This is a genomic window from Campylobacter concisus, from assembly GCF_003048605.1.
Lineage (GTDB): Bacteria > Campylobacterota > Campylobacteria > Campylobacterales > Campylobacteraceae > Campylobacter_A > Campylobacter_A concisus_BM.
Genome location: NZ_PIRX01000007.1, coordinates 68,981 through 93,163, shown reverse-complemented (window position 1 = coordinate 93,163; position 24,183 = coordinate 68,981). Strand labels below are relative to the sequence as shown.

The window sequence follows — 24,183 nt, the reverse complement described above, 5'->3', positions numbered from 1 at the left end:
TTTTATGCTAAAATGCTTTTTCATCTTAAAAGCGAGTAAAATATGATAGAACAAATCCCATTTTTCCAAGGCCTTGACGCAGAGGATCTAGCTAAACTTGAAGCAATCAGTGTTGTTAAAAAATACAAAAAAGGCGAGTTTTTATTTATAGAGGGCGAGGAGCCAAAGTGGCTTACGTTTTTGATAACTGGCTCAGTTAAGCTTTATAAAACTACAGCAAATGGCAAGGAAATTTTTATCCATCAGCTTGCACCTATGAATTTTGTAGCTGAAGTCGTAAATTTTGAAAATATCCCTTATCCAGCAAGCGCCATTTTTACTATCTCTGGTGAAGTTTTAAAGATAAATTATGAAAAATTTGAAGCACAATTTTTAACAAAGCCAGAAATTTGCATGAAATTTCTAAAATCAATGGCTCAAAAGATAAGAATAACAACGAATTTACTTCATCAAGAGCTCATCTTAAGCTCTGAAGAGAAGGTTGCTAGGTTTATTTTAGATCATGAAGATCTATTTAATGAACTAAAGCATACAAAAATTTCATCAATACTCAATATGACTCCAGAAACTTTTTCGAGAATTTTAAATAAATTTAAAACAAATGGTTTGGTCAAACTTGACGAGAAGAACCAAATTCTAGAAAAAAATATAGGTGGGCTACAAGAAATTTATTCTTATTGAAAGTTAATATCAAATAAATATTTTTATTTACTTAAAGAAAAAATTTATATATTTTTGGATAGTATTCGTCTAAAATTTTCGTAAAAATTTACGATATATTGATAAATTCAGGAGGAAATTTTGGCTGAAGTTAAGAAGAAATTTTTTGTTTGGTCATCTGTGATAATAGGCATCGTAATCGGCCTTATCGCTTCTATGGGCATAGCTGATGCACTTCATGCGACTGGTAGCGGCTACATCTGTACCATTTGTCACACGATGGATCCTATGAATGCTGCATATCATGAAGATGTACACGGCGGCAATAACAAGCTTGGCATAAAAGCTGAATGTTCAGCCTGTCACCTAAACCATACAAGTGCCTATACCTATGTACTTACAAAACTTAAAGTATCGATAAATGATGGCTATAAGACATTTTTTACAGATACGGATAAGATCGACTGGCGTAAAAAACGCGAGCATGCATCTCACTTTGTCTATGATAGTGGATGTTTGACTTGCCACTCAAATTTAAAAAATGTTATTCAAGCTGGTAAATCATTCTTGCCACATAGAGATTATTTCGTTCTTGGAAATCCTAATAAGAAATCATGTGTTGACTGCCACGAGCATGTTGGTCACAAGAATTTAGGACTACAAATCGATAAATTTGAAGCAATTAAAAAACAAGAAAACAATAAAACCAAGTAAGGAGGAGAGATGTTTAAAAAGTCGCTAATGTTATTAGCCTGTCTAATGTCTTTTGGCTTTGCCGCAAACATGGATGCAAATAAATCTGACGCTTTAAACCTTAATGTTGTAAAAAACATTAAAGTTGCTCACAAAATGTCAGACTTATCAAAAAGCTGTGTTGAGTGCCATGCTAAAGAGACACCCGGCATAGTTGCCGATTGGAAAAATAGTCGCCACGCTCACGTTGGCGTAAGTTGTATGGATTGCCACTCTGTAAATGCAGATAATCCTATGGCTTCAGTTAAGGTGCATCCAAAAGATTCTAACAACCACGTTTCAATGCTAGTTAGCCCAAAAACTTGTGCTAAGTGCCACGAAAACGAAGTTGATGAACTAGTAAAGAGCGGTCACGCAAGAGCTGCTATGCAAATGTATGCTAATCCTGCAATGGTGAAACTAATGTATCACTATGAGGGTATGGACCATCCAGAATACAAAATGGCTCCAGATGCTACTGGTTGTTCTCAGTGCCACGGAACCGTCATCAAACTAGACGCTGATCACAAACCTACAAAAGAGACTTGGCCAAACTATGGTATAGGCAATGTTTATCCAGATGGTGGCGTAGGTAACTGTAAATCATGTCACAGCGCGCACACATTTAGCGTAGCTGAAGCTAGAAAACCAGCTGCTTGTGCATCTTGCCACCTTGGACCTGATCACCCAGATATTGAGATCTTTAACAACTCAATGCACGGACATATCTATAATAGCGAAGCTCACAAATGGAACTTTGATGCTGCTCCTGATACATGGGATGTACCAGACTTTAGAGCTCCAACTTGTGCAGCTTGCCACATGAGTGGTGTTGGTGAAACAACAACAACTCACAACGTTTCAAGAAGACTAAAATGGAACCTATGGGGCATCAGCAGTAAGCTAAGAACAGCTGGTGATGAACAAGCTGCTGCTATTTACGAAAAAACTGGCAAACTAAACATAGGAACACCTCTAGCAGGTCACCCAAGTGGCGATCCTGAAAAAGCACGTGCTGAGATGAAACTAGTTTGTAAAGCTTGCCACTCTACAACTCACACAGATAACTTCTTCATTATGGGTGATAAACAAGTAGAGCTTTATAACGTTTATAGCGCTGAAGCAACTAAGATGCTTGAAGAGTTGAAGGCTAAAAACCTACTACTAGAAGATGCTTGGTCAGATGAATTCCAAGATATCTACTATCATATGTGGCACCATGAAGGTCGTCGTATGAGACAAGGCGCTCTAATGGGTGGTCCTGACTACTCACACTGGCATGGTGTATTCGAAGTTAAGAACGACATTAGAAAACTTCGCAAAATCTATAAAGAAAGAATTGAGTCTGGCAAAGTCCAGTAATTCTTTTTAAGGTGGGAGTTTTCCCACCTTTATATTTTTAAATTCCAAATTTTATCTTTTAGTTATTATCCTAAGGCAAATATCTTTTAATAATTATTTTTGTAAATTTAAATTATAAAATCATACGGCTTAGCACTACAAATTGTTCTAAATAATTAATAAAATCTATAATGTAAATTTAAAAATATAAAATATAATCTTTGTTTTCAAGGAGATATTTTGGGACTTTTTCGGATCATTATTGGAGCTTTTATCTTTAGTGTTCTTACAAATTTATACTCATACAAACGTTTTATCAAAAAGGTATCATTTTTTACACCGCATCTTAAAAAAATTCGTATATTTTTCTATATTATTAGTGTGCTTGAGTTTGTATTTGTTCTTCAACTAAGATTTTCTTTTTTAAATATAGAACTCTACCTGATAGCAGGGACGCTCATTGGTTTTTCACTATTTTTATTTGGTGTTAGTTTGTTTTATGATGTTGTTAGATCTATTTGTCCAAAAGCTCATTTTAATCCCACAAGACGAAAATTTATTAAATTTTGCTTTGATGTGACATTTGTTGTTTTTATAGTTGCTTGCTTTTTAAAAGGAATTTTTAATGCACTTACTCCGCCAAAAATTAGACAAATTAGTATAAAAATAAAAAATTTACAAAATGATCTAAAAATAGCCATGATAACAGATGTGCATATTGGTGAGTTTTTGCAAAAGGACTTTGTTGCTGAGCTTGTAAAAGAGATAAATTTAGCTAGACCAGACCTAGTGGTGATAGTTGGCGACTTGGTTGATATGAGAGCTGAGCTTATCGGCGATTTTTTAGATCCATTAAAAAACCTTAAAAGTACCTATGGCACCTTTTATGTCCCTGGCAATCACGAATACTACCACGGAGTTGATGGGATATTAGAAAAAATTCGCGCTCTAGGCATTAGGGTGCTTGGCAATAAAAATGAAAAAATAGCTGGCATAAATTTAGCAGGGGTCTATGATCTAGCTGGCATAAGATTTAAAAATTTAGAGCCAAATTTAGACGAGGCGCTAGCAGGATGCGACCCAGATCTGCCGACTATCCTGCTTTCTCATCAGCCAAAATTTATAAAAACTATGCAAAAAGATGTCGATCTAGTCCTTTGTGGTCACACGCATGCTGGACAAATTTTTCCTTTTGGCATTTTAGTCCTGCTAGATCAAGGTTTTTTACATGGGCTTTATAAGATTAATGATAAAATGCAAGCTTATGTTAGTAGCGGCGCAGGATTTTGGGGGCCTCCAGTTAGGATATTTGCCCCCAGCGAGATCGCTATTTTAAATTTAAGCAAGGAATAAAATGAACAAGGACAATCTCTTTTCTCAAATTTTTGGCAAGGTTGCTAAATTAAACTTTTTCAAGCCGCTTCAAGAGCTTATCAACTCCTTTTATGTAAAGCTATTTAAGATCGACATGAGCGAGTTTAAGCCAGCAAGTGAGTATAAAAATTTAAACGAACTTTTCACCAGGGAGCTCTTGAAGCCAAGAGAATTTGACGCTGCAGATGAGATATTTATAAGTCCTGTTGATGGTACCTGCCTTAGTTTTGGCACTACAAAAGAGCTAGAAGCTTTTAGTATAAAAGGCATGAACTACGGTGTGAAGGAGCTTTTGGGGCAGGGCGAGCTTGAGGGCGAGTTTGACTTTGCCAACATCTATCTTAGCCCAAAAGACTATCATCACTATCATGCACCCTGCGATATTACGATAAAAAAAGCGGTCTATATCCCAGGCAAGCTTTACAGTGTGGCGGTAAAATGGCTTGGCAAGGTCGATAGCCTTTATACTAAAAATGAGCGTGTGGCGCTACTTTGCGAGATGAAAAATGGCAAAAAACTTTGGCTAGTCTTCGTTGGTGCGCTAAACGTTGGCAAGATGAAATTTAGCTTTGATGAGCGCATTCAAACAAATGCGATGGCAAATTTTACGCAAATTTATGAGTATGAAAATTTACATATCAAAAAGGGTGAGCGCCTTGGAAATTTCGAGCTTGGCTCAACTATCGTCATACTTAGCGAAAAAGATGCGATCGAGTACAACCTTTTTGAAAACAAAGAGCTTAAATTTGCTGAAGCTATCGGTAGGATCAGAGAAATATAAATTTACAGCCAATTTTTGAGAATTTGGTTTGAACTTATTAAATAAATAAAAAGTGCTTGGTATTTTTATGAAAACGCATCAATTTCAGAAAAACATTTTTTGATACTTGCATAATTTTTTAAGCGATATTTATAAGATGATGCAAAATGTTTCTAGCTCATAAATTTTCTATGACCGTCTAGGCATCTGTAAATTTACTATTTTGCCTATATCTAACTGAAATTTTGTTGTGTAACTTTATTCTACGTTTTTACTTTAAAATAAAAAAGGTATAAATTCAAGTGCTTATTTTTTGTGTTTAAATATCTTATTGAAAGCATTTATTGAAAAGAGTTAATTTTATATTTTGATTTTAGGATTAAAGCTGGCGTAAGATATCATCTATCGACCAGCTTTATTTATTTAAGAGGTTCTTACTCCCACTCGATAGTTGCAGGTGGCTTGCTTGAGATATCGTAAACTACGCGGTTTATGCCATTTACCTCGTTTATGATGCGACGGCTTACGTTTTCAAGCAGATCATAAGGAAGCCTTGAAAAGCTTGCAGTCATGCCGTCGCTCGCATCGACCACGCGCACACAAACAGCGTTTTCGTAGGTACGATTATCACCCATAACGCCAACAGAATTTACATTTAAAAGTACGCAAAATGCCTGCCAAGTTTTGTTATACCAACCACTACTTTTTAGCTCATCGCGCAAGATCACGTCAGCTTTGCGAAGTAGCTCTAGGCTTGGTTTATTTACCTCACCCATGATGCGGATAGCAAGGCCAGGTCCTGGGAAAGGATGGCGGAAAACTAGCTCGCGGCTTAGTCCAAGCTCAAGTCCTAGCTTTCTAACCTCGTCTTTAAAAATCTCTCTTAAAGGCTCTATTAGCTCAAATGTCATCCAATCAGGCAAGCCGCCAACGTTGTGGTGGCTCTTTATCGTCTTGCTTGAGCCAACGACTGAGCTTTCGATGATATCAGTATAAAGAGTGCCTTGAGCTAGAAATTTCACATCGCCATGCTTCTTAGCCTCTTTTTCAAAAATTTCTATAAATGTCTCGCCTATGATCTTGCGTTTTTTCTCAGGGTCAACGACGCCAGCTAAGCGACCTAAAAAGGTCTCGCTCGCATCTATACTAACTAGCTCAACGCCAAGCTTTGTTCTAAATGTAGCTTCAACTTGTTCTTTTTCGTTTGTTCTAAGAAGTCCATTATCAACAAAAACAAGGATCAAATTTTCAGGCACAGCAGCTGCTAAAAGTGCCGCAGTCACAGAACTATCCACGCCGCCACTAACTGCGCAAAGCACCTTGTGAGTGCCCACTGTTTTTCTGATCTCTTCTATCTTGTTTTTAGCGAAGCTTCCCATATTCCATGTGCTCTCGCAGCCACAGATATATTTAGCAAAATTCTTTAAAATTTGCGTGCCATACTCGCTATGTTGCACCTCTGCGTGAAACTGGATCGCATAAAATTTACGTTTATCATCGCCAAAAGCGCAATAAGGCGAATTTTCGCTGACCGCAATCGCCTCAAAGCCCTTTGGTAGGTCTTTTACATAGTCGCTATGGCTCATCCATACGATTTGTTTTGAAGGTGTATCTTTAAAAAGATCGTGCTCTTTTACGACGCTAAGTTCAGCCTTGCCGTACTCTTTGTGATCAGCTGCTAAAACCTCAGCACCATGCGTGTGAGCAAGTAGCTGCATGCCGTAGCAAACGCCAAGTATAGGGATATTTAGCTCAAAGACGCCGTTATCGCAAAAGTAGGCATCTTTGGCATAAACACTAGCTGGACCACCACTTAAAATGATACCTTTTGGATCTTTCGCCTTTATATCGCTTAGTTTTGCGTTAAATGGCAAAATTTCAGTATAAACTCCTTCTTCTCTTAGCCTTCTAGCTATTAGCTGAGTATACTGCGAACCAAAGTCCAAAACTATAATCGTATTGTTCATTTATAACCTTTTAAAAGTAGATGTGAAAAATTTCAAACTGCACATACCAAACAATGAGTGATACGATGTATCCTAAAACTACCATCCATGCATATTTCATATGCGCACCAAAGGTATAAATTCCTTTTAATTTACCCATTACTCCAACGCCAGCTGCTGAGCCAAAGCTGATCATAGAACCGCCGATACCAGCTGTAAGTGTCACAAGTAGCCACTGACTCATAGCCTCGCCTGCATCAGCTCCCATAGCTGGATTTGCTTTTAGCACAGCTGACATAACAGGGACGTTATCAACGACTGCTGATAGGAAGCCAACTCCGATATTTACAGGTGTTGAGCCAAATTTATCATAAAGCGACACAGCGTAATTTAAAAATCCAGCAAAGTGAAGTGCGCCAACTGCAGCTAAAATTCCAAAGAAGAAAAATAGCGTGTTGTTCTCGATCTTTGACATATAGTGAAAGACGTTCATTGGCTCTTCATCTTTGTGAGCTTTTTTGAAATAATATGTATAAAGGCTAAGTAGCGAGAAGCCAAACATCATGCCCCACATCGCTGGCAAGTGAAACAACTGGTGCATCATAACTGCACAAAAGATAGTAAATGCACCTATAAAGATAACCGCTTTACCGCCTTTTTTCATAACCACTTTTGGCTCATTAGCCACGTCAAAATGAGGCGCAGTATTTGGCACGATGCGTGAAAGTAAAAACGCTGTCACAAACCAGCCGATAAATGAAGCTGGGAAAAGTGCAAAAAAGTCTAAAAATGGTGACTTGCCAGCTGCCCAAACCATAAGTGTAGTGATATCGCCAAATGGACTCCACGCTCCACCTGCATTTGCTGCTACGACGATGTTTATCGCACCTGCGACTAGGAAATTTGTATTATTTCTATCTATCGTTAAAAGGACTGTTGATAGGATAAGCGCTGTTGTTAGGTTATCAGCCACTGGGCTAATGAAAAACGCCAAAATACCAGTTAGCCAAAATAGCTTTCTGTAAGTGTAGCCTTTTGAAACTAGGTTGTATTTAAGTGCGTTAAATACATCTCTTTCAACAAGTGCTTCGATAAATGTCATCGCTACCATTAAGAAAAATACGATCTGAGCTATCTCTAAGATCAGGTGATTTACCTCGTGCTCTAGCGAATGCACATCCATGCCGTTTATAAGCATATAAACGCCGATTAGCAAAAACATAAAAGTGCCGATAAAGATGGCAGGTTTTGCCTTGTCGATGTGAAAATTCTCTTCTGCTGCTATGAAAAAGTATCCAACAACAAAAATGATAAGCGATAAAATTCCCGCCCATGTAGTAGTTAAGTCAATAGCCGCAGCTTCTCCGTCAGCACCAAAGGCTATAGCAAAAAACAAGCCTAGAAGTCCAAATAACCTCATATACTCTCCTTGTAAGATAAAAATTTGCGTATTTTACTTAAATGAGCCTAAAATTTAGGTTAGTTAAATTTATTAAGCTTGCATTACATTTTTATCTTACGCGAAATTTAAGATCAAATTTTATTGATCTTGTCAGTTTTTTTCTCTTTTACAGGTGCATCGCCATAAAATGGATCGTCCTTGTAGCCGCAGCCACTAAGTGCAAAAAGAGCGAAAATTAAAATAAAAGATGATAAGATAAGCCTATGAAAAACGCCAAATTTATGATAGATACTATCCACGAAAATCCTTTGTATAAAGAAAAATTAAGCATGGCAGACGAGTGCCAAGAGCTTCTTCGCCTCATGGGTAAAGCAAAGCGATTTTACATAGCTTTTTGCTACGTTAGAGAAGGCGTGCTGACCTTCGTTCTCACTCATCCCTCAGGGCTTTTGGAGCTTAGACGTGATAGTAGTATAAATGATATAAAAGGGTTATTAAAAACCTTTTGTAAATTTAATAAAAATAGCATTTTTACAAGCGTCATCGAGCCAAAACCTCTTAGTGAGATCAACTATATAAAAAATAAAAAAGAAGAAAATATAAGATTTATCGTGAGCAAATATCTAAAATTTTTCACGCCACAACCTATGCAAAGGTCAAATTTCATCACTCCAGCCAGCAAGGGCGAGTTTAAAAATTTAGCCACAAATGAGCAAATTTATAAGAAATTTGAAGAGCTAAGAGAAATTTTGCTAAAGAAAAACGAGCAGGCAAGATGCTAATAGACGAGATCAGAACGCTTCCAAACGAGCCTGGCGTATATCAGTATTTTGACGCTCAAAACAGACTTTTATATGTCGGCAAGGCCAAAATTTTAAAAAACAGGGTCAAAAGCTACTTTAAATTTACCCCAAGCCTCGCCCCAGCTGAAAAACTAAGCCCAAGAATTTCAAAGATGATAAGCGAGGCTGTGCATCTTGAATACATCGTCACACCAAGTGAGGCAGACGCGCTCATACTTGAAAATTCATTTATCAAGCAGCTTAAGCCAAAATACAACATCTTGCTTCGTGACGACAAGACCTATCCTTATATCTTTATAAATTTAAACGATGAATTTCCTAGATTTGAGATCACTAGAAAGGTGGTAAAAGGCTCAAATATACGCTATTTTGGGCCATATTTTAGCGGAGCAGGAGAGCTACTTGAAGCGCTTTATCTAAATTTCAACCTAGTTCAAAAAAAATCCTGCATCAAAGGCAAAAAAGCCTGCCTTTTTTACCAGCTAAAACGCTGCTACGCCCCATGTGAAGGTAAAATTTCAAAAGAGAGCTACGCCAAAATAGTCGCTGATGCCACAGCCGCTTTGCAAAATCCAAATTTGCTAATCGCTCGCCTTGAAGAGCTCATGCTAAACTACGCTAAGGCCGAAGACTACGAGCAAGCAGCCGCGACTAGAGATAAGATGCAAACGCTTAAAAACATGCAAACAAAGGTTGAAGTTGATCTAGCCAAGCTTGAGGACTTTGAGGCCTACTCAGTCGCTTGCGTGCATGATATGATCTGCGCGGTGAGATTTAGCGTGCAAAGTGGCAAGATAACAGGCGTAAAAACCGATATCACGCAGGCTAAAAACGCTCAAAAAGACGAGATAAACGAGGCTTATAAGCAGGCCATTTTAAAAAGCTTCATCGCTGGTCAGCCAATAATTAGCACCAAAATTTACGTCAATGAAAGCTTTGAAGATAGCGAGCTGGTTGAAGAAATTTTAAACGAGAGATTTGGACGTAAATTTAGCATCACATGCCCAAAAATAGGCGATAAGCGTAAAATTTGCGAGATCGCTACAAAAAACGCTGAAGTTAGCATCGAAAAATACCTAAAAACACACGACAACGAGCTACTAAATGATATAAAAGAGTATTTTAATCTAGCTCACACGCCTTACGTGGTCGAGGCTTACGACAACTCACACCTTTTTGGCGAGGCAAGTGTCGGAGCGATGGTGCGCTATGAGCATGGCGAGTGGGCGAAGCAAAACTACCGCCACATGCATCTTGGCTCCAAAAACGACTACGATCAGATGAGAGAGAGCCTAACAGCTAGAGCACTTAGATTTGATAAGCTTAGCCCGCCTGATCTTTGGGTTATTGATGGTGGCGAAGCGCTTTTAAGCTTAGCCTGTGAAATTTTAGCAAGTAGCGGCGCAAACGTCGATGTGATCGCCATCTCAAAAGAAAAAATAGACGCCAAAGCTCACCGCGCAAAAGGCGAGGCGAAAGATAAAATTTATACAAAAAATGGCAGCTTTAGCCTAAGCACGAGCGATAAAAAGCTGCAGTTTTTCCAAAAAATGCGCGATGAAAGCCATAGATTTGTCATCAGTTTTCACAGAAAAACAAGGCAGAAAAACGATATGCAAAGATCACAGCTAAGACAAGCTGGCGTTTCTGAGGGCAGTATCGCGAAATTAATCAGCTTTTACGGAAGTTTTGATAAAATCAGCGAAGCAAATTTAGACGAAGTGGCAAAAATAACAAACAAAAGCGTAGCAGCAAAGCTTTTAACGCTCAAAGAAGGAAATTTGAAGTGATAATATACGACAAAAACGGTCAAATTTTAGCGATGGGAGATATCTCTCTTGGCCTGCTTGAATTTAAAGATATAAGGGAGTTTTTAAGCGAGCATAAAGACATTGACGAGCTAGTTTTAGACTACAAAGAGTCTGGAGTTTTTATAGATTATCTAGCTAAAAGACCAAATTTAAGAGTAAATTTAAAGACCAAAAACGGCAAAATTTTAAATGCTACGCTTAAATTTTCAAAGATCAGCTCAGTAAAAAATGAAGAGTATTTTGAGCTTTTAATCCTCGATCAAACAGAAATTTACAGCCAAAACCAGCAAGCTGCGATAAAAGCAAAGACCAAACTTCGCTTGCCAAATTTAAAGGTAGATGAAAAAGAGCTTTTGGATAAAGAAGAAGAGGTCTTAAACGAGAGCTGGTTTAGTGAGACTGCTAGCTTTTTAAATTTAAGCAAAAGCGAGTTTGCGACCTACCTTGGTATATTTTTAAGCAAGGCAAAAGACAAGATGATCTTTATCCAAAGTGCGGTGCAAGCAAGAGATACTAAATTTTTAGAAGAGAGCATAAAGATCTTAAAAGAGCCAGCGCTAAATTTAAAGATCACTCCGCTTGTGGCAAATTTCGATGCGCTACTTACCAGACCAAACAAAATTAAAAAGATCGCTCATATCAATGAAAGACTAGGCGAAATAAGCACGCTTTGCAATAAATTTTCAAAAAGGCTTGGCCATGAGGGTTAGTAAATTTTTGGTTCTTTTGCCGATATTTTTGGCTGCTATCACTTGCTTTTATAATGGCGCGCTCTACTTTGATAAATTTAGGATCTCTTATGGCATAAATAGTGAGGTAAAAAGAGAAAGTTTGATAAGAAAAACCTTAGATGCGATCGTTTCAGAAAGAATTGCTTACGAAAGATATGAAAAAACTAGGTCGCCACAAGACGAGACGGCTTTAAGAGAGGCAAATGCTGCTAAGAATTTGTTTGTAAAAAGTTTATCAAACACTCTTTCTAACACACCAGATGATAAAAGGATAAGAGATAGGCTAAATGAAGTTTTAAAAAACGCAAATGCAAGTTGGGAGAGCTCTAATCTCTCGTTTCTTAGCTTTGTTGAGTTAGCAAATTCTGTCGTAGAAAGTGGGCAAATTTTATTTAGAGATGTTGCTTTAGATATTAATATGAAGCGTTATATACTCTCTTTAATCAGAGCCTATGAGCTACTTCAAAACGTAAATACCACAAAAGAGCATATCTTGGCTGTGCTTATAGGTAAAGAAAAAATTACCGAAAGTTCGTTAAAACAATCTCTAGATAGCCTTAAATACAACGATATAAATGCAAATTTACTCCCAAATGGCGATATAAAAGACAACATAATAAGAGATATAGATAGGCTTGATAATATAGAGACCTCTCAGGGCTATGACGAGATCCGCCTTAAGCTAAAGCTAAAAAATGAGCTAACACGTGATGAAATTTTGCAGATATATACCTTTGAAAGCAATAGAGCCAAGCTCTTTAGCAAGATAGCAAATGTCTTAAGTGACGAGCTAAAGAGACTAAATGATAACTTTAGAGTAAAGGTGCTTAGTCTAACATTTTTGATGTTTTTTCTATCGCTTTGGCTCTTTTACGCTGGCTATAAAACATACATCTGGCTAAAAGATCTAGAAAATTTAAACCAAAAAATGAAGCTTGTAAGAGATGAGATTTTAAAAAAAGGTGATAGAAATCCACAAAATTTAATAGAAAGCTTCATAACCCTATATAAAGAGCTACTTCAAAAGTATGAGCAAGAAAGAAGCTTTGCTGCGATAAAAGATAGACTGCTTGTTAGGCTAAGTAAGAAATTTTATCAAGCAAAAGAGCAGATCTTTAGCTCGGTCGCTACCCTAAAAAAAGATGAAAACGTGGTAAAAAATGAGCTTCTTTTTGAAAATTTAGAAAAAAATAGCCAAATAATCGCGCTAAATTATAGCAATATAAAAGGCTTGCTTGATAGCAAAAATGGCGAAGTTGGACTAAATTTAAAGCCATTTAACCCACAAATTTTGTTTTCAAACATACTTGAAGCGCAGATACCTTTCACGCAAGAGAAAAAGCTAAATTTCTTAACCTATCTTGATGCAAACATTAGCGACGAACTAGAGGGCGATAGCGAGAAGATAAGCGTCGTCTTTGGCTCTATCATGCAAGCTATCGTGACAAAATGCGATAAATTTGCCAACTTGATAGTAGAGATAAAAAATGTCAGCGACGCTCTTAGTCAAAGCGGTCTTTTGCTAATCGAAACAAAGATAAGGACAAATCAAATTTTCATAAATGAAGAGCAGATAAAAGCTTTAAACACAGAAGATGAAAATGAGATAAACGATGAAGAGAACGAGTTTTATCTAAGACTTGCCAGCTTTTATCTAAAGCTTTTTAACTCAAGCCTTGACATAAGCACGCTTGGTGGAGCTGGCAATGAGTTTAAATTTATCCTTAGTCTAAAAAAGGTGCAAAAACTGCAAAATTTCAGTCTAAATCACGAGCTAAGGATCGCGTATCTGCCTGATATAAATGCAAAATATAATGAATTTTTTGCAGCCACTTTAGAAGATATGGGGCTTAGGTTTCAAAACATCATCTCAAACAACCAAGCACTAGCGAAAAACTACGACATCGTCTTTGCAAGGCAAAGTGCGAGTAAAAATATAAATATAAAAAATGTGGTCTTGCTAAAAGATCCGCTCACGCCACTTAGCGTTGCACGGCTTGTCTATATGGAGAAGAATAGGGGCGAGAGCTTGGCTGAAGAGAAAGTGCTCTTTTTGCTTTGCGATAAAAACCCACTTAGCCTTGAGATGTTTTCGCGTGCTTTTAGCTTCTTAGACTGCGAAGTCATAGGCGTTAGCAGCCATAAAGAGCTTAAACAAGCACTTCTTTTAAATAGATTTAACGCAGTCTTTATCGATGCTTCATTTTTTGAAAATGGCGTGGCAAATTTCGTAAAAGAGATAAGATCGCTTCAAGAAGAGAAGATAAATTTAGTCGCTGTGGTCTCAAATACCTCAAATATCCCTGAAAGAGAGCTGCTGCCTGCCTTTGATGAGAAGATCAGAAAGCCTTTTAGCAAAGATGAGCTAAATCAAATTTTGCCTAAATTTATAAAAAACTATAAGCCAAGCAAAGAAAATAGATACTTTAGTAAAAATGAAAATATAGTGATTTACAAGAGCACAAAGCTTGAAAATAAGATATTTGCTGGCGCTCTTGGCGAGTTTCAAAACACGCTTGAGGTCGCAAATAGCTTTAGCGAACTTTTGATAAAGATAAAGACAAAACCTTGCTCACTAGCACTTGTGGATGAAGCAGCGGAGGGCTTTGATATAAAAGAGCTAATAGCCACGATATCTGAGCTTAGAGCTGGGCTAAAGCTAGATGCTAGAGTGCTTCTTTTTAGCAATAACTTAGAGCTTAAAAACCAAAAAGAGTATATAAAAATCCTATCTCCAAGTGTGAGCAAGATAGAGCTTACAAACTTCGTAAAATCAGAGCTTGGCGAGATAAATTCGACCCAAAATGAACTAAAGAGCAACTTTAAGTTTATAAAATTTAAGGTTTGAGTTTTGAAGTAAAATTTTGAAGTGAAATTTAGACTCAAAAAGAGTCTAAATTTTATTTTTAAAAAGTGCTTTGTGGATCAGCTACGCCTTCACTCCAGCCAAGTTTTGCGCCAGCAAGCAGGTGAAAGTGTAGGTGCATGACCTCTTGACCGCCGTTTTCGCCGCAGTTTGTTATGAGGCGGTAACCGCTCTTATCAACGCCCATTAAGCTCGCCACTTCTTGGATAAATTTAGTCATCTCACCCATCAAAACTGGATCCATCTCTTGGAAGTTTTTGTAGTGTTTTTTAGGGATGATGAGGATGTGGATCGGCGCTTTTGGGTTGATGTCGTTGAAAGCTAGAAATTTCTCGCTTTCAAGCACTTTGTTACAAGGAATTTCACCAGCAACGATCTTTTCAAATATGGTCATTTTAGCTCCTTTGAAAGTTTGAGAAATTATATCAAAGTGTGCTTAAATTTCGCGCTTTTTATCTTGATTTTAACTCTTTTTCTATAAAATCGATGCAAAAATTCATAAAGGTAAAAAATTGCAAGATTTCATTAATAAAATCAAAAATGAAGTTTCAACTCTTGATGATCTGGAGAAGGTCAGGGTAGAAATTTTTGGCAAAAAGGGCATCTTGGCGCAAGGCTTTGCAAAGCTAAAAGAGCTTGGCGAGGATGAGAAAAAGGAATTTGCAGCAAATTTAAACAAGCAAAGAGATGAGCTAAGCGCGCTTATAGAAGCTAAAAAGGCCGAGCTTAGCGAGCAAGAGATAGATAGTAAGATGAAAAAAGAGGCCGCTGATATCACGCTCTTTAACGAGCCTGTCGCTAGCGGGGCGCTGCACCCTGTGATGGCCACGATGGATAAGATAATTGAGTACTTTTTAGCTCTAAATTTCTCGCTCGAGACTGGGCCGCTTATAGAAGATGATTTTCACAACTTTGAGGCGCTAAATTTACCAAAATACCACCCAGCAAGGGATATGCAAGATACATTTTACCTAGATGATTTTAGACTTTTAAGGACGCATACGAGCCCAGTTCAGGTGCGAACTATGTTAAATCAAAAGCCACCTATCCGCATGATAGCGCCAGGCACTGTCTTTAGACGTGATATGGACTTAACGCATACACCGATGTTTCACCAGGTAGAAGGCCTTGTGGTGGAGGACGCTGAGAAAGTTAGCTTTGCAAATTTAAAATCAATGTTAGAGGGCTTTTTAAAGCACATGTTTGGCGATGTTGAAGTGCGATTTCGCCCTAGCTTTTTCCCATTTACGGAGCCTAGCGCAGAGGTTGATATTAGTTGTATATTCTGCCATGGCAAGGGCTGCAGGGTGTGTAAGCAGACTACTTGGCTTGAGGTGCTTGGATGCGGCGTCGTTGATCCAAATGTATTTAAGGCGGTTGGCTATAAAAATGTAAGTGGATATGCCTTTGGCCTTGGCGTTGAGAGATTTGCGATGTTGCTTCATAGAGTGCCTGATCTAAGGTCACTTTTTGAGGGAGATTTAAGATTGTTGGAGCAGTTTAAATGATAATTTCAAAGCATTGGTTAAACGAGTGGATCGACCTTAGCGAGGTTAGCGGCGAGACACTTTCAAAGACATTAAATTCAATTGGTTTAGAAGTTGATAGCTATAAAGAGATAAATTTGCCAAAGAGCATCGTAGTTGGCTACGTAAAAAGTAGAGAAAAGCACCCAGATGCCGATAAACTAAGCGTTTGTCAGGTTGATGTTGGCAGCGAAACGCTTCAGATCGTGTGTGGGGCTAAAAACGTCGAGGCTGGTCAGTTTGTGCCAGTCGCGCTCATTGGTACGACGATGCCAAATGGTCTTGAGATCAAAAAGGCAAAGTTAAGAGGCATCGAGTCATGCGGTATGATCTGCTCTTCAACTGAGCTAGGACTACCTAAGACAAATGACGGCATCTTGCCGCTTGATGAGAGTATTGGCAAGCTAAAACTTGGCACAAGTCTTGGCGAATTTGAAGCGTTTAAAGATGTGATCATCGAGGTTGATGTCACAGCAAATAGGGGCGACTGCCAAAATTTACACGGCATCGCAAGAGAAATTTGCACCGCGCTTGATCTAAATATGAAAGATAGCCACGAAAATGAAGACAGTGAAAATTTACTAGGCATCGGCAGGATCGCATCTGTGCGAACCGAAGATAAGGTAAATGGCTCGTTTTTATATAAAGCCTTTGAGCTAAAAAATGCATTAAGTGAAAATTTATTAACTAGGTTGAGGCTAGCTCTGATTGATTGTCAAAAGACAAATTTAGTAGAAAGACTGCTTGAATACGCGACATTTTGCACGGGCGTCTTGTTTAGAGCTTATGATCACGCTAAGCTTGTGGGCGAGGGCGAAAAAGCAGTTTTTGACATCAAAAATGGCGAAAATGGCGAGTGTGTGGTCTTTTGTGAGGATAAAAATTTAGGTGTTGCTGGAATTTACCAAAGCGATGAAGCTAGGGTTGATGAGGGCTCAAAGGTGATCTTGGTAGAGGCTAGCTATGTAAAACCAGATGTTGTCTCAAAGGCCATTTTTGAAAATAAAAATTTACCAAAAGGCGATCAAGTTTATCGCTCAAGCCGTGGTAGCGAGCCAAATTTAGCTTATGGCGCCGACTATCTTTTCAAAAAGCTTGCTGGCTTTAAAGATAGCCTAAGTCTTTTTGCGGGCTCGCAGCAGTCGCTACTTGGCACCGAGCCTATCACGCTTAGCATCTCACTTGGCGAGCTTAAAAATATGATAGGGCAAGAGGTAGCTAGAAACGATGTCGTGAAAATTTTAAAGAAACTTGGCTTTGAGATAAGCGTAAATGTCGAACAAGAGAGCTTTAATGTAAAAGTGCCGTTATTTCGCCACGATATCGTAAATTCTCATGATATCTGCGAGGAGATCGTGAGGATAATAGGCATCGACAATATCGCCTCAACGCCGTTAAATTTCTCTGAGAAAAATAGGCTAAATAAGACATATTTTGACTATAAAAATGCTTTAAATTTAAGGCACCGTGCAGCTAGTAATGGCTTTTTTGAAAGCGTGCACTACGTATTTGACAGCCTTGATGAGCTAAGTGAGCTAAATTTCAAGCCTTGCAAGATCAAGATACTAAATCCTATAAACAACGAGCTAAACACGCTTAGACCGGCACTTGTTAATCACCTTCTAAGCTCAAGCGAGAAAAATATCAAAAACTCAAAACGCTCAGTTAGACTTTTTGAGCTTGGCGAAGTTTTTGACGAAAATGCAAATCAAGGTTTAAATTTAGGATTTGTCGTATCTGGGCTTTTAAAAGAGCCAACACTGATAAACGGCGCAAAGGGCGAGGAGGCAAATTTCTACGCATTTGCAGCGATGGTGCAAAATGTCATAGGTAAATTTGAGCTAAAACCTTGCCGCGAAATATCGTATCTTAGCCCATACGAGCAAGCACACATATATCAAAATGGCGAAAAGATCGGCTATATCGGCAGAGTCGATGCAAGAGTAGAGGCAAAAAGGGATCTACCTAAAACTTATGTTTGCGAGATTGATTTTGCAAAGCTTAAATTTGAGCCGATCTTAGCAGTGCCTTACTCAAAATTCCAAAGCACGACAAGAGATCTTAGTCTCATTGTACCTGAAAATTTCGAGGCTGGACGAATTTATGAGTGCATAAGAGGGCTAAATTTAAAAGAGCTAAAAGAGTTCTTGCCAGTTGATATCTATAAAGATGCAAAACTAAACGGCGCGATTAGTCTTAGCCTTAAATTTACATTTCAAGATATGGAAAAAACGCTCGAAGATGACGATATAAACGCACTTATGGATAAAATTTTAAGCGAGCTAAAAGAGAAACTAAATATCGGAATAAGATGAGAATTTATCCATTAGAAAAAAGTCTAAATTTAACCATCGATGACATCGCAGCTGACAAGTCTATCTCGCATAGATGCGCGATGTTTTCGCTTTTAAGCGACAAGCCATCTCGCGTTAGAAACTATCTAAGAGCAGGCGACACGCTAAATACCTTAAAAATAGTCGAGCTCCTTGGCGCAAAGATCGAAGATAACGCAGCTGAGATAACAATCGCTCCGCCACAAAAGATAAAAGAGCCAAATGAAATTTTAGAGTGTGGCAACTCAGGCACGGCGATGAGGCTTTTTATGGGGCTATTAGCCGCACAGGAGGGCTTTTTTGTGCTAAGTGGCGATAAATACTTAAATTCTCGCCCGATGGCAAGGATAGCTAAGCCTCTAAATGAGATGGGGGCAAAGATAGATGGCGCAAACAACGCAAACAACGCTCCTCTTTGCATAAGAGGGACTAAATTTGAAAGATTTAGTTTTGAGAGCAAGATCGCCTCAGCTCAGGTAAAAAGTGCGCTTTTGCTAGCGGCTCTTTACTCAAATGGCTGCAAATTTAGCGAGCCAGAGCTAAGCAGAGACCACACTGAGCGCATGCTTGCTGGCATGGGAGCTGATATAAAGCGTGACGGCTTAGAGATCACTCTAGAGGCGATGAAAGGCCCACTTGCGCCACTTGATATAGACGTGCCAAATGACCCAAGTTCGGCATTTTTCTTTGCGGTCGCAGCTTTAATTATCCCAAATTCGCATATCATTTTAAAAAATATCTTGCTAAATAAAACTCGCATCGAAGCTTACAGAGTTTTAGAAAAAATGGGCGCTGAGATAAAATTTCACAAAACTTTAAGCAAATACGAAGATATCGGCGATATCGAGGTTAGATACTCGCCAAATTTAAAAGGTGTAGAAGTTAGCGAAAATATCTCGTGGCTCATCGATGAAGCCCCAGCTTTAGCCATCGCATTTGCCTGCGCTAAGGGTCAAAGCAAGCTAACAAACGCAAAAGAGCTTCGCGTAAAAGAGAGCGACAGGATAGCTGTCACGATAAATGCGCTAAAGCAGTGCGGTGTCGATGCTAGCGAGCTTGAAGATGGCTTTATCATAAATGGCTCTGAGGCTAAATTTGCCACGATAGATAGCCACGGAGATCACAGGATCGCCATGAGCTTTGCCATACTTGGACTAAAATGTGGCATGCAGATAGAAAAGAGCGAATTTATCGCCACTTCATTTCCAAATTTTGCTGAAATTTTAAAGAAAATGGGAGCTAGAGTTGAAGATCGAGCTTGCTAGTAGTTATGGATTTTGCTTTGGCGTAAAAAGGGCGATAAAGATAGCTGAAAATGCTGGAGATGCCGCAACTATCGGTCCGCTCATCCATAATAATGAAGAGATAAATAGGCTTGAGAAAAACTACAATGTAAAGACGCTTGAGGGCATAGACGAGCTAAAAGATGAGAAAAAGGCGATCATCCGCACTCATGGCATCACTAAAAACGACCTTGCAGAGCTAAAAAAGACTGATATAAAAGTGATCGACGCAACTTGTCCGTTTGTGACAAAGCCACAACAAATTTGCGAAAAAATGAGCGAAGAGGGCTACGATGTGGTAATCTTTGGTGACGTGCATCACCCAGAGGTAAAAGGGGTGAAGTCGTATGCCAAGGGTAATGTCTATGTCGTGCTTGAAGAGAGCGAGCTAGAGGGCATTAAATTTAAGCAAAAAGTCGCACTCGTTAGCCAAACTACTAGAAAAGTTGAGAAATTTATGCAGATCGCAAACTATCTCATGCTTCATGTAAAAGAGCTGCGCGTTTTTAACACGATCTGCAACGCGACATTTGAAAACCAAGAGGCTGCTAAAAATTTAGCAAAAAGAGCTGACGTGATGATAATCATCGGCGGAAAAAACAGCTCGAACACAAAACAACTCTACCTAATATCTAAAAATTTCTGCGAAGATAGCTATCTCATTGAAAGCGAAGAAGAGCTTGAAAAATCATGGTTTGAGGGCAAAAATTTGTGCGGAATAAGTGCGGGCGCTAGCACACCTGACTGGATCATACAAAAAGTCGTTGATAGAATCAAAAAAGTATAAAATTTATCCTAGCTAAAGCCACAATTAACTATAATAAGCCAATTTGCCTCTACTGGCATAATAAAATTTAAAGGATCAAGATGGCTGTGAACAAAAGTGTTCAATTAGGAAAAGCAAAAGACGAAGATATCGAAGATATCGATTTTGCTGCGATGTTAGAGGAGTCTTTTAAAAAGACTGAAGAAGATAGTGACGCAAAGATCGTCAGTATCAATGGCGATGAGGTTTTAATTGACGTTGGCAAGAAGTCAGAAGGCATTTTAAATGTTTCTGAGATCACTGACGCAAACGGCAACCTGACGCATAAAGTTGGCGATACGATCAAAGTTGTAATAACTGGATCAAGAAATGGAAGACCTATAGTGTCGCACAAAAAAGCACTTAGAAAAGAGAAAGTTAAAGCTTTCATCGAAGCTTACGATCCTGAAAATTCTGGCGAAATCGACGTAAAAGTAGTTGGAAAAAATAAAGGTGGTTTTATCACTCAAGACGCAAATGGCGTAGAATTTTTCTTACCAAGAACGCACAGCGGATTTAAAAACGCTGAGGGCGTAGTTGGAAAATCATACAAAGTAAGAGTTATAAAAGTTGATAAAGAAGAGAATAGCATCGTTGTCTCAAGAAAGAAAATTTTAGATGATGACCGCAAAAAACGCAAAGAAGCTCTATCAAACATAGTAGAAAATGATAGTGTTATAGAGGGCACAGTTAAGAAAATCACAACTTATGGCATGTTTGTTGATGTTGGCGGTGTAGACGGACTTGTGCATTACAGTGAGATAAGCTACAAAGGCCCAGTAAATCCTAGCTCTTTATACAAAGAGGGCGATAAAGTTTTAGTTAAAGTTATTAGCTATGACAACGAAAAACGCCACTTATCTCTATCTATCAAGGCTGCTACTCCAGATCCTTGGGAAGAGATCATAAATGATGGTCTAGAAGTTGGCGACACTATCAAAGTAACAGTTAGCAATATTGAGCCTTATGGCGCATTTGTTGATCTTGGAAATGATATTGAAGGATTTTTACACATATCTGAAATTTCATGGGATAAAAATATCAAAAATCCAAAAGATCACATCAGTGAAGGTCAAGAGATCGATGTTGAAGTTATCGAAATAGACGCAAAAGGGCACCGCTTAAGAGTGAGCCTTAAAAATTTACTTCCAAAGCCATTTGATGAATTTAAAGCGAAATTTAAAGAGGGCGACGTAGTAAAAGGCGTTGTGACAACTATCACAAATTTTGGTGCATTTGTTAGAGTAGGCTGCGTTGAGGGTTTGCTACACAACGAAGATGCATCTTGGGATAGAAATGACAAGTGCAAAGATATGTTCAAAGCTGGCGATGAGCTAGAAGTAAAGATCATCAAAATCGACAGCGCTGAGCAAAAAATTTCTCTAAACCTAAAAGATCTAAAACAAAGCCCAGTTCAAGCATTTGCTAATAAATTTAGTGTAGGCGACATCGTAAAAGGAACGATCCGTGACATTAAAGATTTTGGCGTGTTTGTTGAGCTTGGCGATAATGTCGATGCGTTAATCCGCAAAGAAGATCTAGGTAGCGTAGATGCTAGCACACTAAAAATTGGCGATGAGATCGAAGCTGCTATTGCATTTATTGATGAGAAGAAAAATAGAATTCGCCTAAGCATACGCCGTTTAGCAAAACAAAAAGAGCGTGAAGTGTTAAATGAGATCAACGACAACGACGACAAAGTAACACTTGGCGACATCATAAAAGAACAATTACGCTAGTATAAATGGGCAGACGCACGCTTTTATTAGTAGTTGTTCTGCTCTTTGTGATGTTAGGTTTGGTTGGAGTTTATCTTGTTAAATTTGCAAGCGTAAATTTCAGCCAAACTACTGAAAAAAATATTACAAGTGAGCAAAATATAACCAAAAACACAGCCGGCAGTGAAAACTGGATCAACGAGCTGGCAACTATTAAGAAAAAAGATTACGTATTGCCCGTAAATGAAATTTTTATAGAATACAACCGACCTAAGATAGAAAAGCCAAAGATCACAGCATACGAACTTTTGATAGATAAAAACGACATCTACTCTATGTTCTGCTTGATGCAGACTTTAAGAAATAGCGAGGTTGATTTCACTGTTGTAAAGGATGGCGCCAAAAGCCAGATCTTTTTAAATACCCAAGACTCAAGGCTTTTGCAAAATATCATTTTGCAGCTAAGGGTTTACGATATCCACTCAAGTGTGAGAGAGGTAAAATTATGAAAACTATCATTGTTTGCGACGCGATACACCCAGTAGGTTTTGAGCTTTTAAAAAAAGAGCAAGATATAAATATAATAGACGCAGTTAATACTCCAAAAGACGAGCTTTTAAAAATTTTAGGTGAGGCTGATGTGGCGATCACTAGAAGCTCGACTGAGGTAAATGAGGCGTTTTTAGAAGCCGGTAAAAAACTAAAAGCTATCGTTAGAGCTGGTGTTGGCGTGGATAATGTTGATATAGATGGTTGTTCAAGAAGAGGCATCATCGCTATGAACGTCCCAACCGCAAATACTATCGCAGCAGTTGAGCTAACCATGGCTCACATGCTAGCAGCTGCAAGATCACTTGAATACGCTCACAACGATCTAAAGCTAGATAGAATTTGGAAGCGTGAGAAGTGGTATGGGGTTGAGCTGTTTAAGAAAAAACTAGGCGTGATCGGCTTTGGCAACATCGGCTCAAGAGTAGCAGCTCGTGCTAAAGCTTTTGGCATGGATATCATTGCCTACGATCCATACATCGATCCATCTAAGGTCATCGATATGGGTGGCACTTATACTAAAAATTTTGATGACATCTTGGCATGTGACTTCATCACGATCCACACTCCAAAGACCAAAGAGACAACCGATATGATCGGCGCTAAAGAGATAGCAAAGATGAAAGATGGCGTAAGACTTATAAACTGCGCTAGGGGCGGCCTTTATAACGAAGAGGCGCTTTATGAGGGGCTAAAAAGCGGCAAGGTAGCTTTTGCTGGCATCGATGTTTTTACAAAAGAGCCAGCAACAAGTCATCCGCTTCTTGATCTAAATAATGTAAGCGTCACTCCACATCTTGGGGCAAACACCCTTGAGTCACAGCGCAACATCGCAGTAGAGGCAGTCGAGCAGGCTATATCAGCAGCACGTGGCATAAGCTATCCAAACGCTTTAAATTTACCTATAAAAACAGAAGATCTACCGCCGTTTGTTGAGCCTTATATTGATCTTACAAGCAAGATGGCATTTCTTGCAGCTCAGATAAACAAAAGCGCTATCAAGGCTATTCGTATAGAGACTCACGGACAGATTAGCGAATATGCAAATTCAATGCTGACATTTGCCATAGTGGGCGCTCTAAAAGAGAGTCTTGGCGACGCGATAAACTATGTAAATGCTAAATTTTTATGCGACGAAAAAGGCATAACTACTGAAACTAGCACAGGTGGAGATAGTATCTTTAAAAATAAGATCACGGTTCGAATTACTACTGAAAATGGCATCGTAAGTGTTGGCGGCACGGTCTTTGGTGAAAATCAGCAACGCATCGTGACTGTAAATGGCTTTAAGACTGACTTCAAGCCAAAAGGCAAGATGATCATCTTCAAAAACCACGACGTACCAGGCGTTATCGCTCAGATCAGTAAAATTTTGGCTGATGAGAAGATAAACATCGCAGACTTCCGACTTGGCAGAGATGAGCACGGCATGGCGCTTGCGGTCATCTTGGTTGATGAACATATAAAAACAGAAACGCTAGAGAGATTAAACGCACTTGAAGCTTGTGTTTGGGCTCAATACGCAGTTATATAACAAATTACG

20 protein-coding genes are annotated in these 24,183 nt (G+C 38.7%); 16 read left to right on the top strand and 4 right to left on the bottom strand.

From position 1 onward, the window contains the following. Positions 1-42 precede the first annotated feature (42 nt). From CVS86_RS07135 to CVS86_RS07115, 5 genes are all read left to right on the top strand, one after another. Positions 43-681 (top strand): Crp/Fnr family transcriptional regulator, encoded by a 639-nt coding sequence (locus tag CVS86_RS07135; RefSeq protein WP_107791432.1) that lies wholly within the window; start codon positions 43-45, stop codon positions 679-681. A 120-nt stretch (positions 682-801) separates the two neighbouring features. After that, positions 802-1,374 (top strand): cytochrome c3 family protein, encoded by a 573-nt coding sequence (locus CVS86_RS07130; RefSeq protein WP_009294580.1) that lies wholly within the window; start codon positions 802-804, stop codon positions 1,372-1,374. Positions 1,375-1,383: 9 nt separating this feature from the next. Next, positions 1,384-2,754 (top strand): multiheme c-type cytochrome, encoded by a 1,371-nt coding sequence (locus CVS86_RS07125; protein ID WP_107791431.1) that lies wholly within the window; start codon positions 1,384-1,386, stop codon positions 2,752-2,754. Positions 2,755-2,973: 219 nt separating this feature from the next. Beyond that, the gene (locus CVS86_RS07120; RefSeq protein ID WP_107791430.1) at positions 2,974-4,086 is read left to right on the top strand and encodes a metallophosphoesterase; all 1,113 of its coding nucleotides are present in this window, start codon (positions 2,974-2,976) and stop codon (positions 4,084-4,086) included. A 1-nt stretch (position 4,087) separates the two neighbouring features. After that, positions 4,088-4,888, top strand: a complete 801-nt coding sequence (locus tag CVS86_RS07115; RefSeq protein ID WP_107791429.1) for a phosphatidylserine decarboxylase — start codon at positions 4,088-4,090, stop codon at positions 4,886-4,888. A 413-nt stretch (positions 4,889-5,301) separates the two neighbouring features. On the opposite strand, the gene guaA is transcribed toward CVS86_RS07115, so the two are convergent. From guaA to CVS86_RS09930, 3 genes are all read right to left on the bottom strand, one after another. Continuing rightward, complete coding sequence (gene guaA, locus CVS86_RS07110) at positions 5,302-6,834, bottom strand: glutamine-hydrolyzing GMP synthase (protein ID WP_103615060.1); 1,533 nt, start codon at positions 6,832-6,834, stop codon at positions 5,302-5,304. Positions 6,835-6,844: 10 nt separating this feature from the next. Next, the gene (gene nhaD, locus CVS86_RS07105) at positions 6,845-8,233 is read right to left on the bottom strand and encodes a sodium:proton antiporter NhaD (protein ID WP_009294572.1); all 1,389 of its coding nucleotides are present in this window, start codon (positions 8,231-8,233) and stop codon (positions 6,845-6,847) included. Positions 8,234-8,346: 113 nt separating this feature from the next. Beyond that, a complete protein-coding gene (locus tag CVS86_RS09930) occupies positions 8,347-8,514 on the bottom strand; it encodes a hypothetical protein (RefSeq protein WP_002940093.1) in 168 nt (55 codons plus the stop codon). Positions 8,515-8,544: 30 nt separating this feature from the next. On the opposite strand from CVS86_RS09930, the gene CVS86_RS07100 reads away from it, so the two are divergent. From CVS86_RS07100 to CVS86_RS07085, 4 genes are read left to right on the top strand one after another with little or no spacing between them, the layout of a single operon-like run. After that, positions 8,545-8,997 carry a hypothetical protein gene (locus CVS86_RS07100; protein ID WP_107791428.1) on the top strand — a complete coding sequence of 151 codons (453 nt, stop codon included), beginning with the start codon at positions 8,545-8,547 and terminating at the stop codon, positions 8,995-8,997. Further along, positions 8,991-10,808 (top strand): excinuclease ABC subunit UvrC, encoded by a 1,818-nt coding sequence (gene uvrC, locus CVS86_RS07095; protein ID WP_107791427.1) that lies wholly within the window; start codon positions 8,991-8,993, stop codon positions 10,806-10,808. Before CVS86_RS07100 ends, uvrC begins: the two co-directional genes overlap by 7 nt. Beyond that, a complete protein-coding gene (locus CVS86_RS07090; protein WP_103597359.1) occupies positions 10,805-11,539 on the top strand; it encodes a hypothetical protein in 735 nt (244 codons plus the stop codon). The genes uvrC and CVS86_RS07090 overlap by 4 nt, the downstream gene beginning before the upstream one ends. Beyond that, the gene (locus CVS86_RS07085) at positions 11,529-14,408 is read left to right on the top strand and encodes a histidine kinase (protein WP_107791426.1); all 2,880 of its coding nucleotides are present in this window, start codon (positions 11,529-11,531) and stop codon (positions 14,406-14,408) included. Before CVS86_RS07090 ends, CVS86_RS07085 begins: the two co-directional genes overlap by 11 nt. A 58-nt stretch (positions 14,409-14,466) precedes the next feature. On the opposite strand, the gene CVS86_RS07080 is transcribed toward CVS86_RS07085, so the two are convergent. Continuing rightward, the gene (locus CVS86_RS07080) at positions 14,467-14,820 is read right to left on the bottom strand and encodes a histidine triad nucleotide-binding protein (RefSeq protein ID WP_004317216.1); all 354 of its coding nucleotides are present in this window, start codon (positions 14,818-14,820) and stop codon (positions 14,467-14,469) included. Between the two features lie 118 nt (positions 14,821-14,938). On the opposite strand from CVS86_RS07080, the gene pheS reads away from it, so the two are divergent. From pheS to serA, 7 genes are all read left to right on the top strand, one after another. Further along, positions 14,939-15,934: a phenylalanine--tRNA ligase subunit alpha gene (gene pheS, locus CVS86_RS07075; RefSeq protein WP_107791425.1), complete on the top strand. Its 996-nt coding sequence runs from the start codon at positions 14,939-14,941 to the stop codon at positions 15,932-15,934. Continuing rightward, a complete protein-coding gene (gene pheT, locus CVS86_RS07070; RefSeq protein WP_107791424.1) occupies positions 15,931-18,267 on the top strand; it encodes a phenylalanine--tRNA ligase subunit beta in 2,337 nt (778 codons plus the stop codon). Before pheS ends, pheT begins: the two co-directional genes overlap by 4 nt. Beyond that, the gene (gene aroA, locus CVS86_RS07065; RefSeq protein ID WP_107791423.1) at positions 18,264-19,550 is read left to right on the top strand and encodes a 3-phosphoshikimate 1-carboxyvinyltransferase; all 1,287 of its coding nucleotides are present in this window, start codon (positions 18,264-18,266) and stop codon (positions 19,548-19,550) included. Before pheT ends, aroA begins: the two co-directional genes overlap by 4 nt. After that, positions 19,531-20,355, top strand: coding sequence for a 4-hydroxy-3-methylbut-2-enyl diphosphate reductase (locus CVS86_RS07060; RefSeq protein WP_107791422.1), 825 nt, complete (start codon positions 19,531-19,533; stop codon positions 20,353-20,355). The genes aroA and CVS86_RS07060 overlap by 20 nt, the downstream gene beginning before the upstream one ends. 80 nt (positions 20,356-20,435) lie before the next feature. Further along, entirely contained in the window at positions 20,436-22,112 is a 1,677-nt protein-coding gene (locus CVS86_RS07055) for a 30S ribosomal protein S1 (RefSeq protein WP_107791421.1), read from the top strand. A 5-nt stretch (positions 22,113-22,117) separates the two neighbouring features. After that, the gene (locus CVS86_RS07050; RefSeq protein ID WP_107791420.1) at positions 22,118-22,600 is read left to right on the top strand and encodes a hypothetical protein; all 483 of its coding nucleotides are present in this window, start codon (positions 22,118-22,120) and stop codon (positions 22,598-22,600) included. Next, positions 22,594-24,174, top strand: coding sequence for a phosphoglycerate dehydrogenase (serA, locus tag CVS86_RS07045; RefSeq protein WP_234399251.1), 1,581 nt, complete (start codon positions 22,594-22,596; stop codon positions 24,172-24,174). The genes CVS86_RS07050 and serA overlap by 7 nt, the downstream gene beginning before the upstream one ends. The last annotated feature ends 9 nt before the right edge of the window (positions 24,175-24,183 follow it).